This window comes from Acinetobacter chinensis, assembly GCF_002165375.2.
In the GTDB taxonomy this organism is placed as follows: Bacteria; Pseudomonadota; Gammaproteobacteria; order Pseudomonadales; family Moraxellaceae; genus Acinetobacter; species Acinetobacter chinensis.
In genome coordinates this window covers 495,393-507,142 of record NZ_CP032134.1, presented here as the reverse complement: position 1 = coordinate 507,142, position 11,750 = coordinate 495,393, and the positions used below count along the sequence as shown (strand labels likewise).

At 43.8% G+C, this 11,750-nt stretch carries 12 protein-coding genes; 6 read left to right on the top strand and 6 right to left on the bottom strand.

Features of this window, described 5'->3' with window-relative positions; translation table 11 throughout:
- Positions 1-17: 17 nt before the first annotated feature.
- From CDG60_RS03195 to truA, 4 genes are read left to right on the top strand one after another with little or no spacing between them, the layout of a single operon-like run.
- Positions 18-1,397, top strand: a complete 1,380-nt coding sequence (locus CDG60_RS03195; protein WP_087513700.1) for a FimV/HubP-related protein — start codon at positions 18-20, stop codon at positions 1,395-1,397.
- 51 nt (positions 1,398-1,448) lie between these two features.
- Positions 1,449-2,750, top strand: coding sequence for a T4P machinery localization factor FimV (gene fimV, locus CDG60_RS03190; RefSeq protein WP_087513699.1), 1,302 nt, complete (start codon positions 1,449-1,451; stop codon positions 2,748-2,750).
- Positions 2,751-2,794: 44 nt separating this feature from the next.
- Positions 2,795-3,754 carry an asparaginase gene (locus CDG60_RS03185; RefSeq protein WP_087513698.1) on the top strand — a complete coding sequence of 320 codons (960 nt, stop codon included), beginning with the start codon at positions 2,795-2,797 and terminating at the stop codon, positions 3,752-3,754.
- A gap of 33 nt (positions 3,755-3,787) precedes the next feature.
- On the top strand, positions 3,788-4,585 hold the full coding sequence (truA, locus tag CDG60_RS03180; protein WP_087513697.1) for a tRNA pseudouridine(38-40) synthase TruA: 798 nt from the start codon (positions 3,788-3,790) through the stop codon (positions 4,583-4,585).
- A gap of 139 nt (positions 4,586-4,724) precedes the next feature.
- Here the strand turns inward: truA and CDG60_RS03175 are convergent, their stop codons facing one another.
- Positions 4,725-5,732 carry an AraC family transcriptional regulator gene (locus CDG60_RS03175; protein ID WP_087513696.1) on the bottom strand — a complete coding sequence of 336 codons (1,008 nt, stop codon included), beginning with the start codon at positions 5,730-5,732 and terminating at the stop codon, positions 4,725-4,727.
- Positions 5,733-5,961: 229 nt separating this feature from the next.
- Here CDG60_RS03175 and infA point away from each other — a divergent pair, with 229 nt between their 5' ends.
- Both infA and CDG60_RS03165 read left to right on the top strand, forming a co-directional pair.
- Positions 5,962-6,183 carry a translation initiation factor IF-1 gene (gene infA / locus CDG60_RS03170; protein ID WP_001284370.1) on the top strand — a complete coding sequence of 74 codons (222 nt, stop codon included), beginning with the start codon at positions 5,962-5,964 and terminating at the stop codon, positions 6,181-6,183.
- A gap of 211 nt (positions 6,184-6,394) precedes the next feature.
- A complete protein-coding gene (locus CDG60_RS03165) occupies positions 6,395-6,787 on the top strand; it encodes a hypothetical protein (protein WP_087513695.1) in 393 nt (130 codons plus the stop codon).
- 55 nt (positions 6,788-6,842) lie between these two features.
- Here the strand turns inward: CDG60_RS03165 and leuB are convergent, their stop codons facing one another.
- The 5 genes from leuB to CDG60_RS03140 all read right to left on the bottom strand — a co-directional run bounded on the left by leuB (position 6,843) and on the right by CDG60_RS03140 (position 11,669).
- On the bottom strand, positions 6,843-7,922 hold the full coding sequence (gene leuB / locus CDG60_RS03160) for a 3-isopropylmalate dehydrogenase (protein ID WP_087513751.1): 1,080 nt from the start codon (positions 7,920-7,922) through the stop codon (positions 6,843-6,845).
- A 41-nt stretch (positions 7,923-7,963) separates the two neighbouring features.
- On the bottom strand, positions 7,964-8,527 hold the full coding sequence (locus CDG60_RS03155) for a hypothetical protein (RefSeq protein ID WP_087513694.1): 564 nt from the start codon (positions 8,525-8,527) through the stop codon (positions 7,964-7,966).
- 105 nt (positions 8,528-8,632) lie between these two features.
- A complete protein-coding gene (gene leuD / locus CDG60_RS03150) occupies positions 8,633-9,283 on the bottom strand; it encodes a 3-isopropylmalate dehydratase small subunit (RefSeq protein ID WP_087513693.1) in 651 nt (216 codons plus the stop codon).
- A gap of 14 nt (positions 9,284-9,297) precedes the next feature.
- Positions 9,298-10,746 carry a 3-isopropylmalate dehydratase large subunit gene (gene leuC, locus CDG60_RS03145; RefSeq protein WP_087513750.1) on the bottom strand — a complete coding sequence of 483 codons (1,449 nt, stop codon included), beginning with the start codon at positions 10,744-10,746 and terminating at the stop codon, positions 9,298-9,300.
- Between the two features lie 287 nt (positions 10,747-11,033).
- A complete protein-coding gene (locus CDG60_RS03140) occupies positions 11,034-11,669 on the bottom strand; it encodes a hypothetical protein (RefSeq protein ID WP_160116959.1) in 636 nt (211 codons plus the stop codon).
- Positions 11,670-11,750 lie beyond the last annotated feature (81 nt).

The following is an 11,750-nucleotide window of genomic DNA, read 5'->3' as shown; positions in this document are numbered from 1 at the left end:
CTGAGCCACATATTAAGATGACTGCACATAACAAATTAAAAATCGCTATTCTTGCCATTATTGCATCACAGCAGATTCATGCAATTACTGTAGATCCGATTCAGATTCAATCGGCACCTGGGGAACTGCTTTATGCAGAAATAAATTTTCGTAATGCTGCACCTGATGCAGCAGTACAGGCGGGTCTGGCAACACCTGAAGATCTGATTTCAATGGGGATTGCACATCAGCCTCCAGGACATCTGAACTTTTTTACCCGACGCAATGGTCAGGGTGAAGGTGTGATCACCATTACCTCCTCCCGCCCGATGACGGAATCGGAGCTGAATGTTGTCATCCGGATCAGAGAAGGCAATGCCGTCCATATTCAGCACGTCAGAAAACAGATCAAACGGAATGCTCTGCTCAATCAGAATACCGCAGCAAACGAGCGGACGCTGACACCGGTCATTATTGCCAGTGAAAAAGACATTCCTCTGAATCTTCCGATGAGTACGGCATACAGTGTGCCTGCCATGCAGACGGCTGCAAAGATTAAAACGCCAGAAGTCACCCTGCCTGTGAAACTCAGCACACCACCTGTTATGAATGCATCCGCTGTCGCTCAGACAACAACTGAGGCTGTAACAGCTGCTGTTCCTGCGGCCCCTGCACCATCAGCATCTGCATCGGCAACACCATCAGTTGCTCCTGCTGTACAAAACAGTCAGGTTTCAGCAGACCCCCTGGTCAGAAAATACGCTGAATCACTTCAGGCAAACAATACTGCTGAGCCAGCCAGACCTGCTGTAACCAAGCCGACTCCAGAGACAGCAACAGCAGGTCAAGCTCCTGATTCCACACCAACGCAGCATACCGTGCAAAATAATGAATCTTTATGGCAAATTGCAACGCGTATTGCAAACTCCCAGAACAGACCGGTTCAGGAAGTCATGAAGCAGATTAAAGTCGGAAATGAACATGCTTTCATTCATGGTGATGCCAACCGCCTGCGTAAAGGTGTTGTTCTGAATCTGCATGCCACAGCGCCTGCCAAAGATAAAAAGACACCTGTCACTGTGCAGCCTTCTGCAACAGCAAAACAGTCTGGTAAAGCGAAGTACCGTCTGAATCAGGCAGAGATGAGCCTGGTGGCAGAAAAAGAAAATAATTCTGCACATGGTTCTGCGAAAAAGAGCACACAAACAAATCAAACCTCAGAAGAGTTGTCACTAAAAGTTATGACATCTCGTGAGAAAACCGTTAAATTACAGAGAAACGTGACACAACTGGATTCAGCATTACGTCAGAAGGATCACAGAATTCAATTATTAAATGCTCGTCTTGCCCAGTTGCAGCAACAGTTGAAAAATCAACAGCCAGACAACAAAGCAAAACACCAGAGTGCTACAAACTAAAGATTTTGGGGAGAAGTCAGTTTAAAGGCTTCATCCATAAGGGGTAACAACATGTTGATTTATGTGATTCCATTAATTTTACTGATTGTGGTTTTACTTGTCGTCAAGAAAAAACAGGCAGGGAATGAGTCTGGCGCAACACAGAAAAAAGCAGCTTCTGCAAAAGGGAAGAAAAGCAGCTCGACCAAAAAAGTACCGCAACCCACCCAGGTCGTTGAAGATACTGTTTTAACAGCTCAGAAGAAAACAACGCCTTTGTCTGCAGATGTCCGTGACAAAATTCAGGGACTGATTCAGGAGCGTAATTTTTCAGGTGCAGAAGCGCAGATCAACCAGGCTTTAAACCGCGACAATACTCAACATGAACTCTATCTGTTTCTGTTTGATATTCACCTTTTGCAGAAAGATGAATTTGCAATCAGCCAGTTGCTGAATCATATTGAAAGCCTTGAGCTGAACAGCATCCTTGAACAGGCACAGGCAAAAAAAGACGAATATGACCGTGCCCATGCCTCGACCAAAGATACCATTGATTTTGTACCGTCAAGTGGCTCAGCGGTTCAGACAGCTCCTTCTGCCAAAGCAACAGCTGACTTTGATGCTTTAATGCAGACTCCTGATACAGCAACCAGTCAGACGCCTGCATTTGACCGCCTGCAACAGGAACTCTCTGCATCATCTGACTCTGTACTGCCTGAGTTAAAAGCCCTGCCAAGTGACTTCAGCTCACTTTCAGTCGAATCTTCAATACCCGTAACACCTGCAGAGGTACCTGCACCAGCGCCTGTAGCTGAACCTGTTCCTGAAATAAAACCACTGGATTTCAATCTGACTTTTGATCCAGCTCCTGCTGCACAGCCCGCAGTTGAAGCTGAAAAAACAGAAGAAATCAAACCACTGGATTTTTCTTTTACGTTGGATACTCCTGTTACCGACACACCTGCTGTTGAAGCTGAAAAGCCGGCAGAGGCAGAAGCAGTTCCAGAATTTAAATTTGACTTTTCAGCAACAGAAACCAGTCAGACTGAAACAGCTGCTGAACCTGTCAGTGAACTGAAGCCAGAATTCAGTTTCAGTCTTGACCCAGTTGTCAGCACAGAAACAGCTGAACCAGAGTCTGCAGCAGTAATTTCTGATATTCAGCCTGCACAGAATCTGAATGATCCATTGGCTCAGTCTTTCCCTGAACTGCTTGAAGTCAATGAAATTCAACTGAACCTCGATCTGGCTCAACAGTACATTGAATTGGGTGCTTATGATTCTGCGCGTAAACTGCTGGCTGAACAGCAGGCTTCATACAGTACTGAACAACGTCAGCAAGCCGATCTGTTACTGAACAGAATCGCTTCCTGAACGATTTAGCCTTAAAATAAAGCAGTCTCCATGACTGCTTTTTTATGATGAAAAAAATTGCTCTGATCTATATGGGCGGGACATTCGGTTGTACAGGCGAACCCTTGTCTCCTATGCCAGCTGAACGGTTTATTCCCCAGCTGAAACGTGTCCTACCTTTAAATATGGACATCGAATGCTTTACTGCGCCTGTGATAAAGGACAGCAGTGCCTGTATCGGTGCAGACTGGCTGAAGCTTACTCAGTTTATCCAGCAGTTACAGTTAAAGCAGTTCAATCATTTTGTTGTGATTCATGGTACAGATACGCTCAGCTATGCCGCTGCTGTACTGTCCCGTTTCATTGCTCAGTCTGCTCATGTCGTTCTGACTGGCAGTCAGTATCCATTACTGAATATTCAGGGAACGGACAATCGTGAGTTCAGTGATGCAATGGATAATCTGAATTTTGCCCTTGAGTCTGTTCTGCATGCCAAAGCGGGAGTTTATCTGGCTTTTCACCATCAGTTACTGCATGCAGCCAGTGTCCTGAAAACTCATACCACAGAGTTAAATGCATTCAGCGGGACTTCCGCCACTGCTGAATGGAAAGATACTGAAAAAAGCCACACAGTCAGTGAACAGGATATTGAAAAGTCGAGACGCTTTAACTGTCTGAATCTGATGATGCAACCGATTGCCACAGAACATTTACTGTTCAACCTGTCACTGTTACAGAACAACCCTCCAGACTGTCTGATACTGCAGGGGTTTGGCACAGGAAATATTGCGGTAAACCAGGAAATCATTCAGAAACTTCAGCAGATTCAACGCCAGGGCTGTCCCGTCATACTGACCACACAGGTCAGTTATGGGCAGATTGATCAGCGGTATGCTGTCAGTTCATGGATTAAAGATGCTGAATTACTCATCAGCGATTGTTATGGACATGCAGATCTGTATGCAAAAACCCTAAAAATGTATTTACAATATGATGCTGTTCAGCAATGGCATGAACATTGGTAGCTTTTCATTTTTCAGTCAGTTTTTGAGGTCACTATGCAACGTTTTGCAGTCGGTATTGAGTTCTGTGGTACTCGTTATAAAGGATGGCAGACTCAGCAAGCTGGCGTTCGCAGTGTACAGGAAACCATTGAAACCATACTGAGTAAGATTGCAGATGAGTCGATTATCCTGCATGGCGCAGGTCGTACCGATGCTGGTGTACATGCAACCAATATGGTGGCTCATTTCGATACCAGTGCCATTCGTCCGATCCGTGGCTGGCTGATGGGGGCAAACAGCACGCTGCCTAAAGATATCGCCATTCAGTGGATCAAGGAAATCAGCCCTGATTTTCATGCCCGTTTCAAGGCTCAGTCACGCCGTTACCGCTATGTGGTCTATAACAACCCCAGTCGCCCTGCTCTGCTGTTTAAACAGGTGACACATGCCTACTATCCTCTGGATGTAGATAAAATGATTGAGGCTGCGAAAAAGTTCGAAGGTACTCATAACTTTGAAAGCTTCCGTGCAGCAGCATGCCAGTCCAATCAGCCGGTACGTCATGTCAGTCACTGCCGTTTAGTCCGTCACGGATGCTATTTAGTGCTGGATATTCAGGCAAATGGTTTTCTGCATCATATGGTGCGCAATATTATGGGCTGTCTGCTTGAAATTGGTCAGGGTATGTATGATGCTGACCATATTGACGAAATTTTTGCAGCCGAAGACCGAAAAGCAGCAGGGATTACCGCCCCACCCGATGGTCTTTATTTTATTCATGCAGACTATCCGCCACAGTTTGAACTGCCGAAAATGCCATTAGGCCCACACTGGCTCAATATGCCTGAGTAATTTCTGGATTTTAAAATATCTATGGAAGTTGAAGATACAGTTCCATGATAAATCTCAGATTCAAAAATGAAGCGCTGTTTCTATCACAATGAAAGTCTCCCTCCCTGTGGGAGGGATTAAGGGAAGGTATTTAAAATACTTAACGCTGTTTACGCTTTCTGTATTCCACAGGTGTTTCATTGGTCCAGCGTTTAAATGCCCGATAAAAAGTACTTGGCTCTGAAAAACCGGTCAGATACACAATTCTCTCCACACTTTCGGCTGTATTTGCCAGCAGTTTTTTCGCCAGACGACAGCGGTAATCCGACAGAATCTGCTGAAAACTGGTATTGGCTTCAGATAACTGAGTCCGTAAACGGCGTGGCGTAATATTCAACTGTGCTGCCACGGTTTCGAGGGTTGTTTCACCACTTTCAAGCGTGGAGCCGATTGCACGGCGGACTTCACCAACCAGATCATAACGGGCAAGTTCCTGCAGTTTTTCAATCGCCAGCTGTTCATGTAACTGCAACAGCTCAGGTTCTGCCTGCCATAACGGGAAATCCAGAATTGCAGGATCAAAATACAGACGGGTTTCCTTCTGCCCTAAACTGACCGGACACTCATACACTCTGAAATACTCACCATCAGGTGCGCCCTGTGTGAAATTGAAATCGATATAAATCGGTTCAAAGCGTCCTTCAGTGATAAATTTGAAAAACCGCAATACACCAGACATCGCACATTCAGAAAAATGTCGGTTTACAATATTTTCTGCCCACGGCTGCTCACCATTGGTCAGATAACAGCGGTCATCCTCAATCACCAGTCGGGCATGAAATGCATCACTGATCAAACGCTGATAGGCCAGTGCCCGCTTCAGTCCTTCACCAAAGTTCTCACTGCTGATAAACAGGTGCTCAATCACCTGCCCCCGATATAAAGGCAGATGTTCACCAAGATGCAACCCGATGTCAGGATCCTTACTGACCTCCTCCGCCGCAACCCAGAACGCATATTGAGCATTCAATGGAGTACGGTCATTGGCCTCAACCTGATTCAGGGCGACACCCGCTTTTGTTAAAATTTCCTCAGTCGGTAAACCTGCACGACGAATCGCCTGGTATCCCAACCTTAAAACAACAGATGCATCAGTTAGCTGACCCACTCAAAGACCTTCCTTGTATCTTATTCATTTATACTCAAAAAGATTAATTTCAGATTAACTGCGATTGACCAAACTGACAACATGAAACTACACATTTTTGTAGAATTTTTTTACAGCGTTCTTTGCCTGTTTTACTTACAGATGATCAGCCAACGCTCCATTTCATCTTGTTTTATACAGAATAATTGACTATAATTTGCCCCTTTCCAATTTGATCATCAGGTAGGCCATGGCCAATAAAGAGGAACTCATCGAGTTCGAAGGCGTTGTCACCGAAACGCTTCCTAATACTATGTTCCGTGTACGTTTAGAAAACGGTCACGAAGTGATTGCCCATATTTCAGGTAAAATGCGTAAACATTACATCCGCATTCTGACTGGCGACAGCGTAAAAGTCGAAATGACTCCTTACGATCTGACCAAGGGTCGTATTACTTACCGTGCACGCTAAGTCTTAGCGAAAGCAGAAAAGCCACTGATCAAGTGGCTTTTTTTAAAAGCGTGATTCCTGTTTCTGATCTGTCGGATCGCATATCTGTATGCTGATCTGTATGATTCTGTTTTTCTTAAATTTACCCTCTACTGATATAAAAGCTTGAAATTTACACAACAATTCAATAAAACTGTAAACAGATAAAAATCAGAATACCGAGAATAAAATAATGAAATCCGCCAGCCTGTTACTGTTGCCCTGCATCGTGTTTTTAAGTGCCTGCAACACGTCACCAACCACCGTTCGTGTAAATCTGGACCAGGAACTGCAACAGTATATTGGTCAATCTGCCTCAGAAATCAAACAAAAACTGAATCTGACCGAACTGGGCTATAAAGTCCGCTCTGCGCCTGTTCAGACTGACAGCCAGCTGAGCTATACCGTTCTTCGCACCATGCAGATTCCAGTGGCTCAGCCTGCAATGCGTATATCCAGAAGTGGTGGCACTCATGCCATTCATGCCGCATCAAGTTATGACTCCATTGATCTTAAATGCAATATTATTTTCAATCTGAAAGATGGTATTGCTCAGTCTCTTGAATATTCGGGTCGTGCCTGCTGATCAGACATAAAAAAAACGCAGTAAAAATACTGCGTTTTTTATCCTGTACTGTGTCTTAGCCCAATGCTGCAACCACAGCCTGACCCATTTCCACTGTACCCACTTTGTTCATACCTTCAGACATGATATCGCCTGTACGTAACCCCTGATCCAGCACATTACCTACAGCATCTTCAATCGCTTTAGCCGCTGTTTCTTCACGGAAGGTATAACGAAGCATCATTGCAACAGAAAGAATTGTTGCAAGTGGGTTCGCGATGTTCTGACCTGCGATATCCGGTGCTGAACCATGACATGGCTCATACATTCCTTTACCGTTTTCGTCTAAAGATGCAGATGGCAACATACCGATTGAACCGGTCAGCATTGCCGCTTCATCAGAAAGGATGTCGCCAAACAGGTTACCTGTCACGATCACGTCAAACTGTTTTGGTGCGCGAACCAGCTGCATTGCTGCATTGTCTACATACATGTGTGACAGATTGATATTCGGATACTGTGCTTCTTTCAGATCAGTCACTGTCTGCTTCCACAGCTCTGTTACTTCAAGAACGTTGGCTTTGTCCACTGAACAGACTTTTCCACCGCGCAGATTTGCCATTTCAAAAGCAACTTTGGCAATACGTTTGATTTCAGATTCGGCATAAACGTCGGTGTTATAACCCTGTTTTTCACCGTTTTCGAGCTCACGGATACCACGTGGCTGACCGAAATAGATACCACCTGTCAGTTCGCGGACAATCAGAATATCCAGTCCAGATACGATTTCAGGTTTCAAACTGGAAGCATCTGCAAGTTGCGGATAAAGAATAGCTGGACGTAAGTTTGCAAATAAATTCAGTTCACTGCGGATTTTTAACAGACCACGTTCAGGACGGATAGAACGTTCAATCGTATCCCACTTAGGACCACCCACTGCGCCTAAAAGAATCGCATCGGCTTTTTTTGCCTGTTCTGCTGTGACAGCAGGGTACGGTTCGCCATGAGCATCAATGGCTGCACCACCCAGCAAACCCTGTTCCCAGCTCAGACCTAAACTGAATTTTTCGTTAACACGATGAAGAACCTGCTCTGCAGCTTTAACGATTTCAGGACCAATGCCGTCACCAGCTAAAATCAGAATTTGTCTGGACATGTTTTTTTCCATTGTTTGAGTCAGTCAGTGACCGACTGTAATTAAAGTTTCTTTTCCACAAATTCGCCCAATCCGGTCAAAGCATTATACGGACGACAGAAACGGCGGATTGTTTTATGTTGCTGACGCAGTTCCACACATAATGGATCCGGCGCAGACACATTCAGTAAACTTCCCTGATGTCTGGTCCGCTCACGATACATTCTGAATGTATACAAACGACCTGGTCTGAACTGGTGGATCACATGCAGTTTTTCCGCTTTATCTTTAGAGACAGGATAAAAACGGATCACCACTTCATGCTGCCCAGGCGGAACAGACAGATACACTGCATTTGCATCACTCAGTGAATCTGCCTGCAGACGCACGATCTTTGAACGCATCGCCTGTCTGCTCAGTCTGTGATTTTTTTCTGCGACAACAGGAATCTGATCCAGCCTTTCAAATTCACAGTTTTCTGTACCTGTACAGTAAATCTGTGCATTTAAACGGGTTGCTTCAGTTTCCTTAATATTTTTCAGGCTTACAGTATTCATGGTCTGACAAGCCGTCAATAATGTTGCCATTACTGCAAGTCCTGCCAGACGCCCCAGAAATTCAGTCATTGTTCAAGCCCAACCCTTATACAATGCAGCAGATACAATATTTTCTTCTGCTCAGATATTAACAAGAGTCAGGGCTTGTTACCACAAGTGAACTCAGTTTCTGAATTAACCCTGAATTTCTGCAAAAACCCACGGGCGAGCCGCTTTGGTTTTCTCTTCATAGGCTTTGATATCATCAGCAACCTGTAAAGTTAAACCAATATCATCCAGACCATTTAACAAACAATGTTTACGGAATGGATCGACTTCGAATTTGAATGCTTCGCCATTTGGTGTGCGAACTTCCTGCGCTTCAAGGTCAATGGTTAACTGATAACCTTCATTGGCAAAACATTCTTTAAATAACTGATCTACAATCTCTTCAGACAGGATCACTGGCAACATGCCGTTTTTAAAGCTGTTATTGAAGAAAATATCTGCATAACTTGGCGCAATCACGGTACGGAAACCATATTCTTCCAATGCCCACGGCGCATGCTCACGGCTTGAACCACAACCAAAGTTAGCACGTGAAATCAGGATGGAAGCACCTTGATAACGTGGTTGGTTCAAAGTGAAATCAGGGTTTTTAGGACGTTTTGAATTGTCCTGACCTAAAAAGCCTTCATCTAAATAACGCAATTCATCAAATAAGTTTTCACCAAAACCTGTACGTTTGATGGATTTCAAAAACTGTTTTGGAATAATTAAATCTGTATCGACATTGGCACGGTCTAAAGGTGCAACGATACCTTGTTCAACGGTATATTTTTTCATGTCTTTTGCTCCTATTAGAATGAACGCACATCAACAAAGTGACCCGCGATTGCTGCCGCAGCTGCCATAGCAGGACTCACCAAATGTGTACGACCACCATTGCCCTGACGACCTTCAAAGTTACGGTTAGACGTCGATGCACAATGTTCACCTGGTTGTAATTTATCAGCATTCATTGCTAAGCACATTGAACAACCCGGCTCACGCCATTCAAAACCAGCTTCGATTAAGATTTTGTCCAAGCCTTCTGCTTCTGCCTGAGCTTTGACTAAACCAGAACCTGGAACGACCATCGCTTGTTTAATGCTTGAAGCCACTTTTTTGCCTTTCGCAACTTCTGCCGCCGCACGAATATCTTCAATACGTGAGTTAGTACATGAACCGATAAATACGCGGTCTAATTGAATATCAGCCAATGCCTGACCACCATTCAAACCCATGTACTGATAAGCACGTGTCCAGTCATTACGCTGTACATCATCTTTGGCTTGTTCCAACGTAGGTACAGCTTGAGATACAGGAATCACCATTTCAGGTGAAGTTCCCCACGACACTTGCGGTTCAATCTCTTCACCCTGTAACACCACAACAGTATCGAAATGTGCGCCTTCATCAGAAACCAAAGTATTCCAATAGGCGACCGCAGCATCCCACTGTTCGCCTTTAGGCGCATACGGACGGTCTTTTACGTATTCAATGGTTTTGTCATCGACAGCAACCATACCCACACGTGCGCCACCTTCAATTGCCATATTACACACAGTCATACGACCTTCGATCGACATATCACGGAACACCTGGCCACCGAATTCAATCGCATGACCTGTACCACCCGCAGTTCCGATTTTACCGATAATGGCTAATACGACATCTTTCGGTGTTACGCCTTGACCTAATTTACCGTCAACACGTACCAGCATATTTTTCATTTTCTTTTGAACTAAGCATTGAGTTGCCAATACATGTTCAACTTCTGATGTACCAATACCGTGAGCCAAACAACCGAATGCACCATGTGTAGCAGTATGTGAGTCACCACAGACCACAGTCATACCCGGCAAAGTCAAACCTTGTTCAGGACCCACCACGTGTGCAATCCCTTGACGTACATCATTAATGTCAAACTGAACCACATTAAAAGTTTTACAGTTGTCATCTAAAGTCTGTACCTGGATACGTGAAGTATCATCTTCGATCCCTGCAATCCCTTCTGAACGCTCTTTAGTCGAGGTTGGCACGTTATGGTCAGGTGTTGCCACGTTGGCACTTAAACGCCAAGGTGTACGACCCGCCAATTGCAAACCTTCAAATGCTTGTGGAGAAGTTACCTCATGCAATAAGTGACGGTCGATATAGAGTAATGCAGAGCCGTCATCGCGTTGTTTTACTAAGTGGTCATCCCACAATTTGTCATACAATGTTTTTGCATTTTCGGTTTTTACTTTTTGGTTTTCGCCTGCCATGTCGATGCGCTCCACTGGACTGGGTAATTCTTTCATTAACTTTGATTATAACCACGTTTTCACATAAATCTAATTTATCATTTTTATTAATTTAAAAACTTTTTGGAATTATTTAAAAACACATTCATTCCAAACATCACTGTGTTCTTAAACGTGCTAAATCGATTACGTACGCTTTTCAGCCTATAAAAAATATTGAGTTTTATCAGACACCTGTTGTGCCTGATAAAACCATCAACCAACTTATTCCATGCATGCAATATTCAAATATGAAAATTTCAGGTCGGTTAATCTGCCATTTTCAGGCTTTGCATTCCTGTAATTTTTTTATATTCATCGCCATATCTGGAAAAGTTGGGTTGAATTTTATCGTCAAAAACCTGGGCCATCAGTTTTTCACACTGTGACTTAATATTTTTTTCTTTTTCATGTAAGGCCTGAATCATAATGACCGAGTTTGGGTTGCCACCTGAAAATGAAAAATGTGGATTCGGCTCAGACAAGGCTTCTTTTACTTCCTTACTGTCCACACCAAAAAACTTTGCAGTCGCAAGACGCGCAGGAAGCATATTCAACTGAAAATTAGCTTCCCTTAATTGTTCCCGATGTTCAGCACCATATTGCGCATCATAATCATTCAGATAGCGACGGACTTTACGGTTAAACGGTCTAGTTTGACGCTCATAATATTCATAGGCTCGTCTTAATTCACGTCCATATTCACGAGCTTCCTGTTGTGCTTCAAACCCTAATGACTGCAAATCTCCACAAATCTGCATTTTTAAGGTCATTTCACTTTCAATACGTTGTGATTCAAGTGCTGCCTCCAGTAAATCCTTTTCGGGTAAGTCCTTTAAATAGGAACTCCCACCACATCCAGTCAGTACAACTGTAAACCCCAATACACAGCATCTTAATTTCACATGACCACCAGAACAATAAAAGTATAATTAAGTGATTATATTTAATAGTATTTATTTTTAAACAATATTTTTTAAAATTAC